The 17,139-nt window shown below is 65.8% G+C and carries 19 protein-coding genes and 2 pseudogenes; 9 read left to right on the top strand and 12 right to left on the bottom strand.

Annotated elements, in window-relative coordinates; all coding sequences use genetic code 11:
• Positions 1-173 precede the first annotated feature (173 nt).
• On the top strand, positions 174-362 hold the full coding sequence (locus tag G6N53_RS00620) for a hypothetical protein (RefSeq protein WP_153266298.1): 189 nt from the start codon (positions 174-176) through the stop codon (positions 360-362).
• 354 nt (positions 363-716) lie between these two features.
• Here the strand turns inward: G6N53_RS00620 and G6N53_RS00625 are convergent, their stop codons facing one another.
• The 3 genes and pseudogenes from G6N53_RS00625 to G6N53_RS00635 all read right to left on the bottom strand — a co-directional run bounded on the left by G6N53_RS00625 (position 717) and on the right by G6N53_RS00635 (position 5,027).
• Positions 717-1,769 (bottom strand): DUF2637 domain-containing protein, encoded by a 1,053-nt coding sequence (locus G6N53_RS00625; protein ID WP_011767785.1) that lies wholly within the window; start codon positions 1,767-1,769, stop codon positions 717-719.
• 290 nt (positions 1,770-2,059) lie between these two features.
• Entirely contained in the window at positions 2,060-3,880 is a 1,821-nt protein-coding gene (locus tag G6N53_RS00630; RefSeq protein WP_237166287.1) for a hypothetical protein, read from the bottom strand.
• Positions 3,881-4,188: 308 nt separating this feature from the next.
• A pseudogene (locus tag G6N53_RS00635) lies at positions 4,189-5,027 on the bottom strand (tyrosine-type recombinase/integrase).
• Between G6N53_RS00635 and G6N53_RS30565 the strand changes: the two are divergent.
• On the top strand, positions 4,963-5,100 hold the full coding sequence (locus G6N53_RS30565) for a hypothetical protein (RefSeq protein ID WP_371870779.1): 138 nt from the start codon (positions 4,963-4,965) through the stop codon (positions 5,098-5,100). The pseudogene G6N53_RS00635 and the gene G6N53_RS30565 overlap by 65 nt on opposite strands.
• Before the next feature lie 518 nt (positions 5,101-5,618).
• Here the strand turns inward: G6N53_RS30565 and G6N53_RS30010 are convergent.
• From G6N53_RS30010 to G6N53_RS00650, 3 genes and pseudogenes are all read right to left on the bottom strand, one after another.
• Entirely contained in the window at positions 5,619-5,840 is a 222-nt protein-coding gene (locus G6N53_RS30010; RefSeq protein ID WP_237166288.1) for an abortive infection family protein, read from the bottom strand.
• 17 nt (positions 5,841-5,857) lie between these two features.
• Positions 5,858-6,175 (bottom strand): annotated as a pseudogene (locus G6N53_RS00645) (recombinase family protein); the annotation flags it as partial.
• A gap of 220 nt (positions 6,176-6,395) precedes the next feature.
• Positions 6,396-7,748 carry a dihydrolipoyl dehydrogenase family protein gene (locus G6N53_RS00650; RefSeq protein WP_163681028.1) on the bottom strand — a complete coding sequence of 451 codons (1,353 nt, stop codon included), beginning with the start codon at positions 7,746-7,748 and terminating at the stop codon, positions 6,396-6,398.
• 114 nt (positions 7,749-7,862) lie between these two features.
• Here G6N53_RS00650 and G6N53_RS00655 point away from each other — a divergent pair, with 114 nt between their 5' ends.
• The 3 genes from G6N53_RS00655 to G6N53_RS00665 all read left to right on the top strand — a co-directional run bounded on the left by G6N53_RS00655 (position 7,863) and on the right by G6N53_RS00665 (position 10,225).
• Positions 7,863-8,273: a heavy metal-responsive transcriptional regulator gene (locus tag G6N53_RS00655; RefSeq protein WP_163681025.1), complete on the top strand. Its 411-nt coding sequence runs from the start codon at positions 7,863-7,865 to the stop codon at positions 8,271-8,273.
• Between the two features lie 163 nt (positions 8,274-8,436).
• The gene (locus G6N53_RS00660) at positions 8,437-8,982 is read left to right on the top strand and encodes a Chromate resistance protein ChrB (protein ID WP_237166290.1); all 546 of its coding nucleotides are present in this window, start codon (positions 8,437-8,439) and stop codon (positions 8,980-8,982) included.
• Positions 8,983-9,019: 37 nt separating this feature from the next.
• Positions 9,020-10,225 (top strand): MFS transporter, encoded by a 1,206-nt coding sequence (locus tag G6N53_RS00665; RefSeq protein WP_163681022.1) that lies wholly within the window; start codon positions 9,020-9,022, stop codon positions 10,223-10,225.
• A gap of 625 nt (positions 10,226-10,850) precedes the next feature.
• Here G6N53_RS00665 and G6N53_RS00670 read toward each other — a convergent pair.
• The 4 genes from G6N53_RS00670 to G6N53_RS00680 form a co-directional block, all read right to left on the bottom strand.
• On the bottom strand, positions 10,851-11,153 hold the full coding sequence (locus tag G6N53_RS00670; RefSeq protein WP_235682720.1) for a hypothetical protein: 303 nt from the start codon (positions 11,151-11,153) through the stop codon (positions 10,851-10,853).
• Between the two features lie 111 nt (positions 11,154-11,264).
• A complete protein-coding gene (locus tag G6N53_RS30015) occupies positions 11,265-11,543 on the bottom strand; it encodes an Imm63 family immunity protein (protein ID WP_235682712.1) in 279 nt (92 codons plus the stop codon).
• On the bottom strand, positions 11,531-12,181 hold the full coding sequence (locus tag G6N53_RS00675; RefSeq protein ID WP_235682711.1) for a hypothetical protein: 651 nt from the start codon (positions 12,179-12,181) through the stop codon (positions 11,531-11,533). The genes G6N53_RS30015 and G6N53_RS00675 overlap by 13 nt, the downstream gene beginning before the upstream one ends.
• Positions 12,182-12,186: 5 nt before the next feature.
• Complete coding sequence (locus tag G6N53_RS00680) at positions 12,187-13,386, bottom strand: helix-turn-helix domain-containing protein (protein WP_163681017.1); 1,200 nt, start codon at positions 13,384-13,386, stop codon at positions 12,187-12,189.
• A gap of 455 nt (positions 13,387-13,841) precedes the next feature.
• On the opposite strand from G6N53_RS00680, the gene G6N53_RS00685 reads away from it, so the two are divergent.
• Positions 13,842-14,549, top strand: coding sequence for a hypothetical protein (locus tag G6N53_RS00685; protein WP_163886447.1), 708 nt, complete (start codon positions 13,842-13,844; stop codon positions 14,547-14,549).
• Positions 14,550-14,627: 78 nt separating this feature from the next.
• Here the strand turns inward: G6N53_RS00685 and G6N53_RS00690 are convergent, their stop codons facing one another.
• Positions 14,628-14,930, bottom strand: coding sequence for a hypothetical protein (locus tag G6N53_RS00690; protein WP_237166292.1), 303 nt, complete (start codon positions 14,928-14,930; stop codon positions 14,628-14,630).
• Here G6N53_RS00690 and G6N53_RS00695 point away from each other — a divergent pair.
• A complete protein-coding gene (locus tag G6N53_RS00695; RefSeq protein ID WP_163886449.1) occupies positions 14,929-15,354 on the top strand; it encodes a hypothetical protein in 426 nt (141 codons plus the stop codon). The two genes, G6N53_RS00690 and G6N53_RS00695, sit on opposite strands and share 2 nt — an antisense overlap.
• 31 nt (positions 15,355-15,385) lie before the next feature.
• On the opposite strand, the gene G6N53_RS00700 is transcribed toward G6N53_RS00695, so the two are convergent.
• Positions 15,386-16,342, bottom strand: a complete 957-nt coding sequence (locus tag G6N53_RS00700; RefSeq protein WP_041321962.1) for a DUF4226 domain-containing protein — start codon at positions 16,340-16,342, stop codon at positions 15,386-15,388.
• A gap of 144 nt (positions 16,343-16,486) precedes the next feature.
• Between G6N53_RS00700 and vapB the strand changes: the two genes are divergently transcribed.
• Both vapB and G6N53_RS00710 read left to right on the top strand, forming a co-directional pair.
• Positions 16,487-16,714 (top strand): type II toxin-antitoxin system VapB family antitoxin, encoded by a 228-nt coding sequence (gene vapB, locus G6N53_RS00705; RefSeq protein ID WP_048471216.1) that lies wholly within the window; start codon positions 16,487-16,489, stop codon positions 16,712-16,714.
• Positions 16,705-17,115: a PIN domain-containing protein gene (locus G6N53_RS00710; RefSeq protein ID WP_011767768.1), complete on the top strand. Its 411-nt coding sequence runs from the start codon at positions 16,705-16,707 to the stop codon at positions 17,113-17,115. Before vapB ends, G6N53_RS00710 begins: the two co-directional genes overlap by 10 nt.
• The last annotated feature ends 24 nt before the right edge of the window (positions 17,116-17,139 follow it).

Genomic DNA, 17,139 nt, shown 5'->3' on the forward strand with positions numbered 1-17,139 from the left:
TGATCACGGACACCGACAACAGCATTATGCTCCTAAATAGGCCCATTGCAGCAACATCTGCGCCGACACCCGCAAGCCATGTCGCTAATTAAGGTCATCAATGTCGTAAACTTGGGCCAACGCAATGCAGCGCTCCACGCGTGTGACCGCTAGCGTCCGGGAAAGGAACGGCTGTGGCCAGATCCAAAAGTGAGACCGACACCAGACCGAAAAGTGAGACCCGCCAACTCACTGCCGGTGTGTACGTCCGTTTCACCCCCGACCAACTCGACCGGCTGCGCTCGGAAGCCAACCTGCGCGACTGCAGCGTCCAGCAACTGCTCCGCGATCGCTCCCTAGGTGCCAATCGCACCGCCTCCTGACCCGACCCCCCGGGGGAGCGCCCCGCCGGGCAGCACGGCCAGCGCAGCAACTTGGGCGGTGACCGCCCACCAGCTCCGAAATTCCTGTTGACCGGGCGGCCCCGGAGTGACCGCCCTCCACTGACGCCACACCCCAGCACCCGGCACGAGGACGCCGAGAAGGCCTGCCCGCGCCGATGTCGCCGTTCGACCGGGCATTTGATCGCCGCCCGCGAGAGGGCGACGAACTGGCCAGCGCCGCAGCGGTGCTCACGCCGACGTCAGTCAGCAGGCGGGTTGCTAGGCACCAGCTCGACCACGATGGCCCGCTACCCGGTAACCGGCGAGCTGACCGACCCGCCCGCTGCGGTGACCTCACCCCGTCGCGCCGAGTCGCGCAGCGGCGCCCAAGATTCGGCTCACCGTCGTGTGGTGCACTTCATGCCTGCGCCCGATCGTGCTCGGCGCCGTCCCCGCCGCACCGTCGGCAAGAATCCGGGCCACCAACTCCACATCCTTGGCGGTCACACCCTCATGCACCAACGATTCCGCGACCGGCCGCCACCGCTGCACCCCTCCTGAGGACAAGCCCTGACCAGGCAGCGAATCGGCAACCGACCCCGCGGGTGACGCGCCGGAACCCACCACGGTCGCTACCGCACTGAGCGAGCGCTGGGCAAGCCTTTGCGGGCACTGCTCAGGGTTCTCGTGCACAGGATGCGACCCACCCGCCGGTGCAACCCCTTCTCTCACAGCACCTGAGTCGGCGGGCGCCTCGCGCCGGGTCGCTGCGGCGGAGCCACCCGCGTAAGACGACCCAGCAGATGAGCTCGCGTTCACCGCCGGTCCCGGCCCTGGCGCCGACACAGGGTTGGCGGATTGCGCGTCATCGACACCGTCCCGGACAACACCGGAGGCCTCCGCTGAAACCGCCACCGGCACCGACAGTTCCGGCGCCCCCACAGCGGCAGCAGCTCGGGACGTCGAAAAGCTCTCCACCCGAGCGGGTCTCGCCATCGACAGCAGGCACAACGTGGCATGAGCGATCGCCACATCAATGACTGCCGGCCATATCCACGACAGCGACTCACGAATCCCCAGCACCACGGCAAATGAGCGCAACGCATCGAACGACAAGGCGAACGACCCGACAGCCAGCGCGGCCGTGAGTGCCAAACACGTCCAGTACACCCACCCGGCCGAGCGGGCACGTACCAGCCACGTCGCCGAATGAGTCGCGGCGAGAAGCACGATCGGAGGTACCAGCGCCGCCCCCGCAGCCAACCACCCCATCTCGACAGGAGCGATCAGCAGCGCGTGACCGACGTTGCCTGCCAGAGACATCGACGCGGCCAGAATCAGCCAACCCAGAAAGAACGCGGTCGCCCTGCGATGCACAACGGCGGCGTCAGTGGTCCCCACCGACATCCTCAACCCGCCCCCGAACCAGACGAACACGCTTCGGAACCACCACCGGTCACAGCGCACCACAGACAAGCCACGACACCGAGCCTATGACCGCCCCAAGCGACGCTCGTGCACAAATTTCACCCACCGCCCCGGCGCACGACAGCGCCACGCATCCTCGCCAGAATTCCTCACCGCGGGTGGACCTCGAAGCCAGCGTAGGGCGAACAGTTCCCACAGAAACCCGATCACCGCGCACACCGGTGTGGGCCATACCTGTGTTCAGGTGCAGCGCCCGCCGATCACGATCCCTACTGCCCGCTGGCCTCGCGGGGCTGATTATGTCGGTCACCGGGCGCGGCGGCAGGGATGGCCTCGGCACTGCGTTCGAGCAGGGCGCGAAGGCTGTTGTCCCCCCGGCATTCCAGGAGCCCGGCGACCTCGTCGGGCCGGCAGCGCAGCGCCCGCGCGACGTCGGCTAGCGGGGTGCGCGCGGGCTTGCCGAGCAGCGCGCGCAGTCGTTGCGCGGGGGCGGCCTGAGCTGCTAGCAGGGTCGCGGCGATCGTGCTGTCGCGCACATTGAAGGCCAACACGATGGTGTCGCCGACTGCGGCGTTGAAGGTTGTGGCCAGCGCACGCAGCGATGCGAGTTTGGCGCCGTTGGTGGATGACAACGGCCAGAACAGGCTGACCGTCGCGCGCTTGCCGGTGAAGACCCGCCGGTGGCCAGGATGGACGCCCAGTGCGGTGGCGACCGCGGGCGCGACGTTCTGTCCGGATCCACGCAGCAGATCGAAGGTCACTGGCACTGCGACACGGATCTCGTTGCGGCCGTTGTGGAACGTGCCGCGGATCGTCGTCGGTGGCGGAACAGGCGGCCACCCGTCGGCGGGGGTTCGACGACGGACCATGTTGCGGCTGGTGACGAAACCAGGGGTCGTCAAGTAGGTGCGTATCGAGGTTTCAGCGACATCAGGAAACGCCGCCGCCATGTCCTCGACCAGGGCGTTGATGTCAACGGCGCCGCCGGCGTCGTCGATGCGGGCGGCGATCTCAGAAAACACCCCGGTGTAGCGCTCGACGCCCCAGCGGGACAGCGCCCACGTCAGCCGCGTGGCGCGGGTGAAGCGCGGATCGGAGTTCAACACGTCGCGGACATAGCGTTGCAGGTAGTCGCCGCCGATGACGGCGGTGATGGCCGGCGCCGAGAGCGGGGTGCCGGCCAGATGCAGAGCGGCTTCGGCCCGGGCGGCGACGCTGCAACCCCAGCGCACCCATCGACCGTCGACCCGGCGCAGCCCGGGCTGGCTTTCGATGAAGTCGATGGCGGTGTCGCGCGGGACGCCGATGTGCTCGAACTGTCGAAGCACAATGTCGACCGTCGGTGCGCCCCAGCGCTCGAACGCCGCGTCCAGCGTCGCGGTGACCGTGGCCAACCCGTCAGCCTGTGCGCCTTCCAGCCACCCCTGGACACAGGTGTACGGGCCAGCGACGTGCAGCAGCAGCTGCCCGGCGGCGGTGCCCAGATCGAGGCCGAGATCGTTGAGGGCACCCTCGGCGGTGTGCTCGCGGGTCAGGGGTCCAAGCCGGCGGCGCAGCCGTTGGGCGTGGTCGAGAACCGCGACGTGGGCGGGGTCGGCGAGCAGATCGCGCAACCGGCGATCCGCGCGGGGCTGGTTACGGTGAACGTTGACCGGGGCCACCCCGAGTTGTTCGGCGGTCGCGCTCACCGAGAGGGGGCGTAGCGCCCAGCCGCGCGCCGCCAACACCGTGTAGTCGTAGCGGTTCAAGCGGTCCAGCAGCCTGCCGATAGCGCTCGGCGCGTCCGCCGTGGTCTCAGCCGGGGCCGACCGAGACATCGCAGCGTCGCGGGCAGCCAGTATGATAGCACGCACCGTGCCGATCCCGGCCTTGGGTCGATCGAGCAATGACGAGATCGTCTCATCGGCCAAGTCCGACCAGGTCGTGAGCTGTTCGCCGAACACCGTGCGGGCACGGGCCGGCAGCCAGCCGTACGGGACGGGTTGGTCAGCGACCTCGGTCAAAGCTGGCACCAGATCGCGGATCGGGGTCTGCGGCATGGCGTGGACACCGTCCCACCAGGTGGCAGATTCGGCTGCGGTGGCGCTCACCTCGCACGCCTGAGCAGGCGGTCGCCGATGCCAGCGACAATCGCGCCGGTGATGCCAACAGCACAACTCTCCACGGGCGCCCACCCGCCCTGAAGGATCGCAGTGACCGACGACGCGGCCATCAAGAGCGCCTGCTCACCGGCTGTCCCCACAGGCTTCCTCAGCGGCTCCACGGCCGGGCGAACCGGACCAACCGTGGTGTGCCAGGCGCATTGCCGGCCTAGTTGGCGCGAAGTCGGTGGGACACATGATCGTCTCGGTCCGACGCCGAGGAGTTGGCGCACTGGTGTCGTGACCCATCAGTCGTGTCAGTGTCCGTCTTGCACGAGGGCGTAGAGCTTGTTTTGAGCTGCGGCAGCGCGCGTTTCGACGCCTGCCGCGGTGACGTAGCGCTGCGAGGTCACCATCGATTCGTGGCCGAGCAGCGTCATCAGCGTATAGACGCTGACCTCTGAATTGGCGAGCTCGGTGGCGAAGGTATGGCGCAACCCGTGCACCAGCGCAGCGCCGCGGGCACGGCCGGCGTCGATTCCGGCGCGGCGAAACGCCCGCAGCACCCGGTACTGCAAGGTGCCGCGGGAGATCCGCTCACCGTACGCACCGACGAACAGTGGTGCGTTGGCCGGCCAGGCGGCCAGTCCCGTGCCGGGGGAGCGGCGCTTGGTCGTGGCAGGGAACCGCAGCGTGCGGCTGGTGAGATAACGCTCGAGGATGTCGACCAACACCGATTCGACCGGGACCCGGCGATCCTTCCCGCCCTTTCCGCGGACATGCACCACCGCGCCGGCGTCAGTGCGGCGAAGGTCCCCACATTGGCGCGCAACAGTTCATCGGCACGCAACCCCGCCAGCAGGGCGGTCACAATGAGGGCCCGGTCGCGTTCGACCCAGTCGCTGCGCCGCCGCGGCTGCGGATCTGCCTCCAGTGCCGCCAACAGCGCGACCACCGAGTCCGTCGGCAACGCCTTGGGCAGAGTCTTCGCGAGCTTGGGCCGCCCCACCAGCAACATCGGGTTGGCCCCGATCAACTCCGCTGTGTACAGGAAGGTGCACAACACATTCCAGCTCGACCAGCAGCGCTGAATGGACGCGGCCTCATGGGTCTGGGCGTACTGGGCGAACGCGGTACGCATCGACTCGGTGGTGATGTCGCCCAACGCCATCCGCGCCACTTCATCGGCGCGACCTGTGATCAGAGTCGCGATCGCGTCGAAATCCTGACGATAAGCCTTCATCGTGTGCACCGACGGCTTACGCGTACCTCGGTCGGCCAAGAAAGCGGCGAACCATTCCGGACGCAACCCTCGAGCGTCGTCGCACCGCTCGGAAGCGTCGGCCATGCCCGCCAGTATTTCATGGATAATTACCAGAGCGAAGAATTGCCGGGACAGCCGTGGCGACACTATGGGGGAGGGGAGCGGAACTAGGCTCAGTCGCTCCTCGGGTGCGACTTGGAAGTAGTGGGGCGGCTCGAGACGCCAGCTACGCCCCGTGGCCCTCACGGCGGCGAATCCACCACCAGGCCCGGTCCGGCAGCCCTCACGTAGTCCGTCGAACGTCGCGAACGTCTGTAGGTCCACTAAGCGCCTTGTGGCTGGAATACGTGCATGCCTAGAGCACAGGGCCTCTCGCGCTAACGTCGGGGGCGTGATCCGGGTTGTTCTGATCGACCTCGTTGGCGGTATTCGGCACTTCGATGCCCGGGACACCACAGTTTAGACACAACCCCAGGTAGCGCCTCAGCCGCCGTCGAGTTTGTCGAGCAACGCTCCTGCGACGAGTGCGGTCGCGTGAGCGACGAGGCGGGCCTCTGCTGCGCTCAGTTCGCTGGTCTTGCGTGGTGGTCCAGGTCGTCCGTGGCCGGTGCCGGCGTCGTTTCGGAGTCGATTAACCGCGGTGGCCAGCAGGAATATGCACTGCACTGCACTGCACTGCACTGCACGGTGCGGGTCGGGATCCAACTTCGGCAGCTCCGCCGGGTGGCCATGATGGCGGCCACCGCGCGGCCTGTAGGTGTGTCGGTATCTATGCCTTCGTGTAAGGCGCGCAACAGGGTTCGACGTTCACCGAGTTCGGCGATGGTGCGAGTGACTTCGGCGACGGAACGCCCGGGACGATCAATGGCGGTGACGACCACGGTGTCGCCCTCGCGGGCGTAGTGCAGCTGGGCGGCCCGGCCCGGTCTGTCGGTGTTCACAGCAACTGAGAGCTTGTCGGTGAAAACCTGGCCGGATTCGACGCCCTGGACTGCAAGTGCGATCGGCTGTCCATCGAGGTCTTGGCCCGCGGTGCTCACCCGCGCATACCCAAGGATCGTTGTCGCGCCACCACAGTCTCATCGAGCTCCGACATTGAGGATCTGAGATACGCGTGGTGAGACAAGAAATGAGACAGCGCGACCTGCGACTACGCGGTGATAGCGATGCAGCACCGATGGTGTCTCTTTTCTCTAGAGACGAGACAGCATGGGACGTCGCTCTTCGTCTTCCGTCCGGCGTGGGCTCAATAGCGGCCGCTTAGAGCATCGAGCCGAGGTCGGAGCCCAGGGTGGGGTACGCCGCGGTGGTTGTCTTGAGCTGGCGTGTGGTGAGGCCTAGTTTGATGGCCAGGGCCACGATGTTGGCGTGTTCGGTGTAGTCCGGTCCGAGCAGGTGTGCGCCCACGATTCGGTCGTCGTCCTTATTGACGAGGATCTTGGCTGCGGCGGTATCTTCGCCGAGGCGGTAGCTCGAATACCAGGTGCTGGCGTCGGTGTAGCGCACGTCGATCTTCAATCCCAGGTCGCGGGCTTCTGTTTCGAGCAACCCAACGCGCGCCAGTTCGGGGATCGTGAATACAGCCGACGGGATACCCGTGTAGTCGGGCACGGTGCTGGCGTCTTTGAGCATGTTGGAGGCGGCTACTTTGCCTTCGATGACGGCCACGGGCGTCAACGGGGGCCCGGCGGTGTCTGCGGCATCCCCGGCGGCGTAGACGCCGGGGTGTGTCGTGCTTTGCAGGTACGGCTCCACACTGATTCCTCGCTCACACCACGCGATGCCAGCACGGTCGAGGTCGAGTTCGGCCAGCTCGGGGACGCGTCCGGCGCCGTGAACCACCAAGTCTGTATCGATGGTGGTAAGAGTTCCATCCTGATCGACCTGGACTTGGTATCCGGACGCCGTCGCACGTACAGCGGTGACCGTGGTGGACGGCCGCACGTGAACTCCGGCAACGTCGCCGCCGGCGATCAACAGGTCGACTAGATCGGGGTCGAACCCCTTCAGTGGGCGCGGACCGTGATCGAGGATGATCGGGTGGCTGCCCGCCCGGGCGGCGATGTGGGCGAACTCGAAAGAAATGTAACCGCCCCCAACGAACACGATTCGCGGTGGCAAAACCTCCAATTCGAGGAACTCGGTGCTGTCGATGAGGTGTTCGTTTCCGTGGAACTGCAGCGGCCGGGGCCGCGCTCCAGTAGCAATCAAGACCCGGTCTGTGTGGTGGGAGTCGTTTCCGATGCTGATCTGATGGGCGTCTACGAACTGGGCCTGACCATGCAGTGTTTGGACGCCGTGGCGACGTAGGTCGTTTTCCATGTTCGCTGGTGCCGGATCGGTGAAGCCCCGTTTGTGGCGCATCAGATCGGTCCAGTTGATGCGGATCTGGCCATCGTCGATACCTTTTCCGCGCATCAGTTGGGAAGCGTCGATGATTTCGGCGCCACGGCGCAGGATCTTTTTCGGGTCGCATCCGCGCAGCGCGCAGGTACCGCCGTAGGGCAACGCGTCGACGATCGCCACGCGCCAGCCCTGGGCGGCGCACTTATTGGCGGCGGCGATACCGGCCATGCCGGCACCGATCACGATCAAATCGAAGCGGGCAGTCATCGCCCCACCTGGGTGATCGCACCGCAACCGGCCCCTCGGTGCACACGTTTGCAAGTCATGAGGTCACGCTAAACATTGCAGTGCAGTACAAGGTCAAGGATTAGTGTGGCGAGGATGCTGATCGGAGAGCTGGCACGATCCGTGGATCTATCGCCGCAGACCATCCGTTTCTACGAACGACGCGGACTACTGCCAGCACCTCGCCGCGGCACCAATGGCTACCGGCGCTACGACCGCACTGCGATCACCCGACTGCACTTCATCCGCGCCGGACAAGCCGCCGGACTGACCCTGGACGATATCGCCAGCATCGTGGACCTTCGTGACCACGGAACGGCACCCTGCGAGCACGTACACGCGCTACTCAGCGGCAAGCTCGACGACATAACACAGCGCCAACAAGAGCTGGCATCGCTAGCAACAGAACTGCGTCGACTCCTTCACCGCAGCCGGACGCTGAATCCTTTGAACTGCACCGACGCCCGCATCTGTCACATCCTCAGCGAGGCTCCGCGATGGGCGTGATCGAGTCTGGTGGCAGGGCCTGGCCGCTCCGGCGTCAAAGGGACGGGGACTCCAGATGAGACAGGATGTGATCGGCCTCGTTTCTTTTAGAACTGAGACTGGCGTTAATGCGACCCGGGGGTGTGGTCGCCGCACAAATGTAACCGCTGATACATTTTTGGATGTGGCAGAGGCATCGGTCCGATGGTTGGTTCTGGTGGTACGAATGCCTGCGGAGCCTTCGCGGCACCGAGTCGCGGTGTGGCGCGAGCTGCGGCGCGCTGGGGCCACCCTGTTGGGGCAGGGGGTATGGGCGGTGCCCGATGCCCCGGTATTCGCCGATGGAATCGCCCGAACCGAAGAGCTAGCTGAACGCGGTGACGGCGAGGTGACGGTGCTGGCCGCGTCCGGACGCAATGAATCCGACGCCGCGCGTCTGGAAGCCTTGTTCACCGCTGAACGGAGCGAGGAGTGGGCTGAGTTCATCTCCGACTGCGCCAATTTCGACGCCGAAATCGACAAAGAGATTCGAATCGCCAAGTTCACGATCGCTGAGCTCGAAGAAGAGGAACACAGCCTGGAGCGACTGCGTCGATGGCACCGCGAGCTGACCGCGCGTGATGTATTCGGCGCCCCCGAGGTGACCGAGGCCAACCAGCAGCTCAAGCATTGCATCGAACGCCTCGCCGGCTACACCGAGCGGGTTTTCACCGCGTTGCACCAGCTATGACACTCGCCACCGCCAGCACAAACCCACTGTCACTGGCATGAGTACGCCCAACTCTGCCGATACAGGCCTCGGGGGGACCCGAACTCAGTTGTTGCCTTTGTACGCGGCGGGATTCGTCACCGCATTCGGCGCTCACAGCATCGCCGCCACCTTGGGCGGCTATACCGACGGGCCACACACATCGCTGCTCACCCTGGGCCTGCTGCTGGCCATCTACGACGGAGCCGAAGTCATCCTCAAACCGGTGTTCGGATCGTTGGCCGATCGCATTGGCGCCCGCCCCGTTCTGCTCGGCGGACTGCTCGCCTTCGCCGCGGCATCCGCTGCCTTCGTCATCGCTGGAGATCCTGCCTGGTTGGGCGTGACCCGATTCGCTCAGGGCGCCGCCGCAGCAGCATTCTCACCTGCCGCCGGGGTATTGGTGTCGCGGCTAACCGCGCCGGGGCAGCAAGGCCGCGGCTTCGGTCGCTACGGTGCCTGGAAAGGACTTGGTTACACCCTGGGACCGGTATTGGGAGGGGTGCTCATCACCTGGGGCGGCTACACCCTGCTCTTCGCCACGCTCGCCACACTAGGAACGGCGGTCGCAGCGTGGGCGCTGCTGATGGTGCCGGGGGTGGCACCGTTGCCGCGGGTCCGCCAGACGGTACTCGACCTGGGCCGCCGACTCTCCAGTCCGGGCTTTCTGCGCCCGACCCTCGCACTAGCCGCGGCCACCGCCGCGTTATCGGTCGGTGTTGGCTTCCTTCCTGTCATCGGCGCCAGCCGCGGCCTCAGCCCACTTCTCACCGGAGCGGTCGTCTCGGTGTTGGCAGCGGCGACCGCCGTAGTTCAGCCCGGGGTTGGGCGCGCTCGCGATGACGGGCGCATCGGGGACCGCACCGGGTTGTCAACCGGCCTACTGCTCGCTGCCGCGGGGTGCGCGGCGGTGGTGATACCAGGAATCATGGGCCTGGCCAGCGCTGCCGTACTGATCGGCATTGGCGTAGGCGTCGTCACCCCGATCGGGTTCGCCTCTCTGGCCGCGTCCACTCCCGCTGAACGGCTCGGCCAAACCATGGGCTCTGCCGAAGTGGGCCGCGAACTCGGAGATGCCGGTGGGCCACTACTCGTCGGCGCCCTCGCCGCCGCGGCCACCTTGACCCCTGCGCTACTGGTATTTGCTACTGTCCTAGCCGCCACCGCCGCGCTCAGCACCGCGCCCACCGCCGGTCGTCACGCCCAAACCAGCAATGACACCTAGTCATCTCCACCGATCCGCATCACCCGCCGCCGAACTTGCCACCGGCCCTAGATCGCCGCTACACACCTCCACCTGAGACAAGAACTGATCGACCTCGTTTCTCTAGATCTGAGACACCAAAATGGGGCCGCCCCCGAAGGGCGGCCCCATGGCGTGAGATTGGAGTTCACCCGGCGCCGGCATGCCGGAGTTGGGCAGATGTTGGGTGGTCGGCGAGCCACCGGTGGATCAGCGGGTGTCGTCGTTAGTGGGACCGGGAAGCGAGGAGAGCCTCGATAGTCGACAGCGGGCCCCATTTCAGTGCCCGCTTGGGTACAGGTCGAGGGCCACGAACCCCACATCGCGTCGCAATCCGACGGCGCAGGAGGCCTGCGAATCCAAGCGATCGGCCTACCCCAACTCAGCCCCGGCGCGCCCACCTTCCGAATGCATGTGTACGGGCCAGGGGGACTCGAAGAGCTTTCATCAGAACCGGTGACAGTGAACAGGCCCGAACTCATACTCAGCCCACAAGTCGTCGGGGTCGGTCAACACCTTATCGCGGTTCTTGAGACACCGTTCGGCGCATTGCTAACGCCAGTCGATGTCTCCGTTTGATGTTCACATGAGAGGGCGCATGCACGGCTCACCGGCGCGAGCGGTGCACGGTGTAGTTCGTCCACTCAGGGAACTCGCACATGACGATCGGGGCGCGGTGTGCGCGCGTGCAGAGCACCTGGAGAACGCCGTCGTGGACGACCGCGGCAACGTCGGCGTCGGCGGGCAGGTAGCGGGTCGCGGAGACGATGGTGGTGTCATCATCGGCGACGTCGACCTCAACGCTGCCGGCTCCCGCGATCTGGCACTCGCGGTAGTAGTCGACGCTCATCTCCATCAAGCGGCTGGGAGCGACATCAAAAACGAGAATCTTCGGAGTACGAGTCTTCATGGTCACGTCGGGTTTCCTTCCCTTATGCACGACTTTCGTGCTGGGGATCAACCCTAGAAAATGACCGTGTAGCGTTTGGGCCGTCGCGTCCCTCACCTCCGCATTTGGTCGTTAGCTCGCGCGTCGGGTGGGTTTAGAGTTGTGCAGGAGAGCGTCAATCGTGGCCTGTGTCTTCGAGCCCCACCGCGGGTCGAGTGCACTGACGAAGGCGGCCCACAGTGGCAGGGCCACGGTCGCCTTGAGCGTGTCGGCGTCGGCGCCGCGCGCGGCGGGGGAGCGGTAGGCAAAATTCCAGGCGATCGCGCGGGCCGCGTCGTCGACGATCCAGTACAGCAACTCGTCGGCGTCGACAGTTTGACGCGTGCTTGGCTGGCCGGTCAGGACATCCATGCACCGATAGTGGAGAGAGCCGTCCGCATCGACGGTATAGGCGGCGCCGGAGGCATCGACTGCGGGAAATGCTTGGAACTGCGGGCGGGGAGGGTCCGCCTTGCCGAAATCCTGGCGACCACAGTCAGTTGCGCCAAGGCGTGCTCAATGCGGTGCTCTAGGGCCTCGTAAGGCGGCGGGCCGCCGGGAGTGCGGATGCCTGGTTCGAGGTCCTCCAGGTCTGGCCATGATGGCAGCGGTGTGGGGGAGTGGTCCAGGAACGCGGTGGCGACCCACACCATCTTCGTGGCATCGAGGACGTCAGCCTGGCCGATGCTGGGGTCGAGGATGTAGGAGACGTCGACGGGGAGATCGAGGGCAGGCTTTGCAAGGTCGGTCCCGGGGACGCGGGGATGCAAAGCCGCGTGGTAGATCCACAGGAATGGCCCGTGTGCGTCTCGGCCGCGTTGGCCCGGCGGGTAGTCGGCGTCCGACGCGCCCGCAGGGAGGCGGTGCTTAACGGGTGTCGCCAGCTGAATGCATAGCTGGTCGGCGCCGTCAGGTCCGGGCAGGCTGGCCAGCACTGTGGCCGGTGTCGGCGCGCTGTTGAGCAGTTGCACGGGGCCGCACTCGACGTGGTGAAGAAGTACCTCGCTCATTGTTGCTACTGACCTTTTCGACTTGCTTCGAGCCGTTCGAGGGGACTGCCGGGGAGGGCTGCAGGGGTGGGGGTTTCCATGACGGCGCTTTCGATGGCGCCCTCGATGGCGCTGCTTGAGTACGCCGGAGGTGCGTGTTTGTCTAAGTCCTCGGAATCCCGGGTCTCAGGGGCGGGGGTGATAGAGATCGTGAGCGGCACCGCCAGCTCCAGGGCCGCGAGCTTCGCTTCGACAGCCTCGGTGAGTCGGGCCGCGTAGTCGGCGTATTCGCGCCTCCGCTGGTCATCGAGCGCGTCGACCAGTGCCGCGATCGACTGCATGGCCTGCTCATAGGCGATCTCCCCGGGGGTCGGATCGCGATAGGCTTCGGCCTCCGCTGAGAGTTCGGTCAGCAGGGCGACGTCGTCAGCGTCGCCGGTCCAGTCGTCGTGGGTGATGACCAGGTAGCCGTTGTCGTCCACATTCACCCAGTTCACGGCCGCGATGCGGGGGTCGTCGGGGGAGAAGGGGCCTGGCGGCACGTCGGTGGGCTCAGGAACGGCGTCGGCGCGGCCGTCGAGTTCGACCTGTGCGTCGGCATAGGCGTCGTCGCTGCGGTCGTCGACCTGGGCGAGGATGCTTTCCACCCAGAGGTCAACCACTACCGGCTCGGTGCGATGGCGCAACAAGTCCTTGTCGTCGAAAACCGTGGCTTCTATTGTGCGCCTCACCATTTCGGCCTCCCACGAGCCCGGCCGGCCATCTAGCGCCTCCTCGATGCTTCCAAGGTTGGCGGCAGCGCCCGCCAGGGCCAGGGTCACGAAGGCAGCCCAGTCGATTCGCAGCGCAGCGCGTGGATCGGGGTCCACTTCCCACTGGCCTGAGCTCGTCTGGCGCATAGGCTGATTGGTTAGTCGGGTTGCTTCGGTAAGCACGTTGATCGCGTCGTGGAGTACTTCATCGTGAGGCCTGGGAGTGGAAGCCTGGTCGTCGGTGAGGTATCCGGTATCAAACAGGGCCGCGGAGATGACTTCGCGATAGGGCTTGCCGATCACGCGCGCGACGGCCGCAAGATTCTCGCGGTCCGGTAGGCGGCTCACACCGTTGACCCGCCATTTACGCAGATTCTCCCGGGACATGCCGATCCGGCGGGCCACCTCGGATTCGCTGACCCCGTGAGCGGCCCGGTACCTGTCGATCAGATCGACGAGGCGGGGGATTGCCATAGCGCCAAGTATTCTGGGACAATCCGCATACGTCAAGTGTCAGTTCGCACACCTGCCAACTGTTAGTTGACATAATCGCTATTATCGGCGAAATGTGTTGTGGCGCAGCAGTATTAATGTTGCGTTCTTACGCAGCTGCCAGAGTTGCCGGCGGGGTGTGTGAGCCGGACAAGCAGTGTCCGGTGTCGGCCCGGTAGCGTCACGGCGGTGATCACCTCGGTCGATGGCGTGCGTCAAGAGCGCGCCGGCCGCGGAATGGGCCTGCGGCCACCGACGGTGCATCCGCCCGGCACGAATGGTGCCCGGCAGCGATCGAGTGAAATTTCAGGTGTTCTCTACTGGGGTGCGCGTCACGTCCCCCGTCGACCGCACTACATATGCTGCGGGTCGGCCGCGTTATTTCGTCACTGTGACGAATTGAGGATGCCGACCGCTGCCACGGAGTGTGCAACCTGATGAGCGCACCAGCTGCTGTTGTTGACCTCGCCGAGTACTTACGCGGGCTGCACGTGGCGCGCCGAGGCGCCGCGGAGCTGGGCCTGCCGGTGCTGCACTTCGAAAGCCTCGACGCCGCCACGGTCAGTTGGTGTCGCGATTGGCGCGCAGAGATACGAATGACCGATCTGGCAGCCGAGGTGGCCGCCTCCCCCGCGGTGACGGTTGGAGCGGTGGACTTCGTGCTGGTGCACCTCGGACAGAGCCGCCAGCCTGTCGCTGACCGTCTCGCCCAATTGGGCACTCGGGAGGCCCGTTTCGGAGAGCTGTTCAACGGCGGAGACCTTGAGGCGGCGCTCGACGAACACATCGAATTCTTCGACGGCATGCCAATATTCACCGTTCTGCCGGTGGTGGCCGCAATCGTCGACGACCTCATGCCAGTCTCCCGGCTACGCGCCTGGTCGGTGGCCGAGGTCATCCATACAATGCTGCCGACCAATTCAGGCATGGCGGTCGCTTCTGCCCTCGACGGCGCTGGCCGGCCTGGTCGTCAGTTGGTGTCGGCCGACCGGCTCGACCGTGACTGGCTCGATGTCGGCCTCACGGGAATCCCCGGTCATCCGGCCCTGGTCGGCCGGGCGACGATGTTCACCTACCTCGACGATGCGCGCGCCGCCCTAGCAGGCGTCGCCGACGAGGTGTTCACTGTTCGAGCTGGCGGTTAACCCAGGTCTCAGTTCTGCTGTGCTGCTGGACATTTGAGTCTTCCGGCCAGCACGCTAACTAGAAGTGCGGTGTCATCTTCACTCACGCTGCGCGACCACCCAGGGGATCGCTCGGAGGGCACCAAACACGAAGATGGACCAGAGGCACAGGATTCCGACCCATAGCGCCATCTCGTCGTCGCGCAGCCACGCCGCACTATGAAGGGCGCCTTCGACGAGGGCGCCGATACCAGCGAACGAGAACAGGATGGCGCTGAGCCCAACGACCGCGCCCAGTCCCAGTGTGCTGCGGGATGGCCATCGGCGCTTCACGTACGTCTCAACAGCCAACGCCGAGAAGAGAAGCGATCCGGCCCACGCGATAACCCAGAAACCAAGCATGGCGCTGATGCTAGGGCGCGTTTGCGACACCGTGGTCAATCGCTTGGTCAGCATGCCCGAGCGCGTCACCACCCGACCCACCGTCTTGCGTAGCGCGGTAGCAGGTGCGCGGCGAAAATTGTTGCTCAGCAACCTATTGAGGTGCCCTTACGAATTTCCGGTGGGGGTTTCAGCGAGCAGTCTTGCCTTGCTCGATGCGCGCGCCGATGATGTCGGATCGCGTATTCACTGGGAGATGCATGTACGTGCCGGTGGTGATCCGGAGTCTGTCGGACTGACCGCCGGCGCCGGTCATGTTTTCATCTACGGGCCCGTCCGCCTCGATGACCGCGCCGTCGCGCATATCAACGCCCTTCTGGACGCGCTACTGCGCCGCGAACGTTGCATCGTCGAGGACCACCAGGGCCAACCGCGATTGATCTGACGCTACGAACCCGAACCCCGTGGCTTCCTCGCTAGGGCCTGGACGGATCGGGAACCCACCACCCGGGCATGTACTCCACGTAACCCCACGGGGCAAGCTGATCTGGCGCTATCTCCACCACGTCGCGGATATCAATGGGCTGCTGCGGCTTGGGCCACGGCGGCTGCGCACCGTAATAGGAATCAGGGTGTGGGACACCAATTCCCGGAGCGACCTGCTGATAGCCCGGCGGGAAGAGCGCACCGGAGTCGGGGTCGATCACCCGAACGTCGCTCAGATCGAGGGGGTACTTTGCCGGCGGCGGGGGCGGCACATACCCCAGGCCGCCCTCAGGGTCTGGATACCAGAGGTTGGGGCCCACCTGCTTGTAGTTCGGTGGCGCGAGCTCGCCGTCACCCACGTAGGTCAACTTGGTGACATCGAGCCAGTACCGCGGATCTTCACCGTGTGGTGGGTCTTCACCCGGCTTGTCGGTAGGAAGGTCGGCCGGAGCTTGGGGCAACTCACCGGAGCCGTAGCTGAGCGCTCTCACCTCTCCGGCGGCCTGGCTGGACTGCTGCTGAGTCGAGGCCACTACCGACTGGGCGCGGGCGACCTGCGTCCGCAGGGCCTTGAGCACCATCATCTCCGCCGCCGGTGTGCGAGCCGATCCAGCCACCTCGGCGATCGAGCGGGTTTGGGCGACAATCGTGTCCATTTGGCGCGCGCCGCCCTCAGTGATCTGCGCCGCGTTGGCCAATCGCGCTTCCAAGGTGGAGTCGGTACGGCCGGCGGTGACCAGCTCCCGGTTCTGCTGCTGTACCACCGACGCATGCCGATCCACCAGCTGACCGGAAAGACCCGACATCTGCTGACCCGCGCCGCTGACAGATTCCGCTGCCGTCTGAAGAGGAGCTCCCGACGTCGCCACAGGCCCGGGCGTACCGAACAGCGAGCGGGCGCGTTCGACCACCGCCAGCGCCTGGGCAGCCTCAAGCTGAATGGTCACGCCACCAATTATCGGGCATGCAGAGCCCTGGTGACAGCAGGAGTCAGCGCGGCCGGGCGGGTCTCAGTCGATATGAGTGTCGCGGCAGGGGCCCAGCTCGACACCCTGTAGGCTGATAACGATGATATCAGGAGGTCACGCCAGATGGGTGATGTGCTGATCCGCGGTCTCTCCGACGCGGCGATCGCGCGTATCGACGCCGACGCCGCCGCTCGCGGTCTCTCGCGCCAAGAGTATCTGCGAACCAGATTCGAGACCGAAGGGTCGGTGAGCGCCCCCACGCGGACCATGACCGTCGACGATCTACGCCGCGCCGCCGCGGCGGCCACCGACCTCGACGATCCCGACATCATGGACGCCGCGTGGCGGTGACCAACTGGCTCATCGACAAATCGGCCTACACGCAACTGGTGGCCTCCCCAGACGCCCAGGCCTGGGTCGAGCGCATCGAACGCGGTCTCGTGCGCATGAGCACCGTCACCCGCCTACAGATCGGCTACTCGTTCCGCAACGGGCCGCAGGCCCGCAGCGAATCAGGCGCACCGCCGCTGGCATTGATGCCGCTCGAGTACCTGACCCCAGCCGCCGAGGACCGCGCCGTGGGCGTGCAGCTCCAGCTGGCCGACCGTGGGCTGCACCGTGCCCCGGCGATCCCGGATCTGCTGGTTGCCGCGGTCGCTGAGATGGCCGGCCTCACCGTGCTTGCCCTCGACACGGACTTTGACCTGATCGCGCAAGTCACCGGACAAGCCGTCGAACGGCTCCGCCTATGAGCACACACGTGCGCAGCCGTCACC

The sequence above is a fragment of the Mycolicibacterium hippocampi genome, from assembly GCF_010723735.1.
GTDB lineage: Bacteria > Actinomycetota > Actinomycetes > Mycobacteriales > Mycobacteriaceae > Mycobacterium > Mycobacterium hippocampi.

What these genes read in the sequence shown, in the direction of transcription:
- G6N53_RS00625 (WP_011767785.1), bottom strand. Translation starts at nt 1,769, where the DNA reads ATGTCGGTGGGGACCACTGACGCCGCCGTTGTGCATCGCAGGGCGACC.
- G6N53_RS30565 (WP_371870779.1), top strand. Translation starts at nt 4,963, where the DNA reads ATGGACGCGGCCTCATGGGTCTGGGCGTACTGGGCGAACGCGGTACGC.
- G6N53_RS00680 (WP_163681017.1), bottom strand. Translation starts at nt 13,386, where the DNA reads ATGGCAATCCCCCGCCTCGTCGATCTGATCGACAGGTACCGGGCCGCT.
- vapB (WP_048471216.1), top strand. Translation starts at nt 16,487, where the DNA reads ATGGGTGATGTGCTGATCCGCGGTCTCTCCGACGCGGCGATCGCGCGT.
- G6N53_RS30015 (WP_235682712.1), bottom strand. Translation starts at nt 11,543, where the DNA reads ATGGATGTCCTGACCGGCCAGCCAAGCACGCGTCAAACTGTCGACGCC.
- G6N53_RS00690 (WP_237166292.1), bottom strand. Translation starts at nt 14,930, where the DNA reads ATGCTTGGTTTCTGGGTTATCGCGTGGGCCGGATCGCTTCTCTTCTCG.
- G6N53_RS00655 (WP_163681025.1), top strand. Translation starts at nt 7,863, where the DNA reads ATGCTGATCGGAGAGCTGGCACGATCCGTGGATCTATCGCCGCAGACC.
- G6N53_RS00665 (WP_163681022.1), top strand. Translation starts at nt 9,020, where the DNA reads ATGAGTACGCCCAACTCTGCCGATACAGGCCTCGGGGGGACCCGAACT.
- G6N53_RS00650 (WP_163681028.1), bottom strand. Translation starts at nt 7,748, where the DNA reads ATGACTGCCCGCTTCGATTTGATCGTGATCGGTGCCGGCATGGCCGGT.
- G6N53_RS00695 (WP_163886449.1), top strand. Translation starts at nt 14,929, where the DNA reads ATGGCGCTGATGCTAGGGCGCGTTTGCGACACCGTGGTCAATCGCTTG.
- G6N53_RS00685 (WP_163886447.1), top strand. Translation starts at nt 13,842, where the DNA reads ATGAGCGCACCAGCTGCTGTTGTTGACCTCGCCGAGTACTTACGCGGG.
- G6N53_RS00675 (WP_235682711.1), bottom strand. Translation starts at nt 12,181, where the DNA reads ATGAGCGAGGTACTTCTTCACCACGTCGAGTGCGGCCCCGTGCAACTG.
- G6N53_RS00670 (WP_235682720.1), bottom strand. Translation starts at nt 11,153, where the DNA reads ATGAAGACTCGTACTCCGAAGATTCTCGTTTTTGATGTCGCTCCCAGC.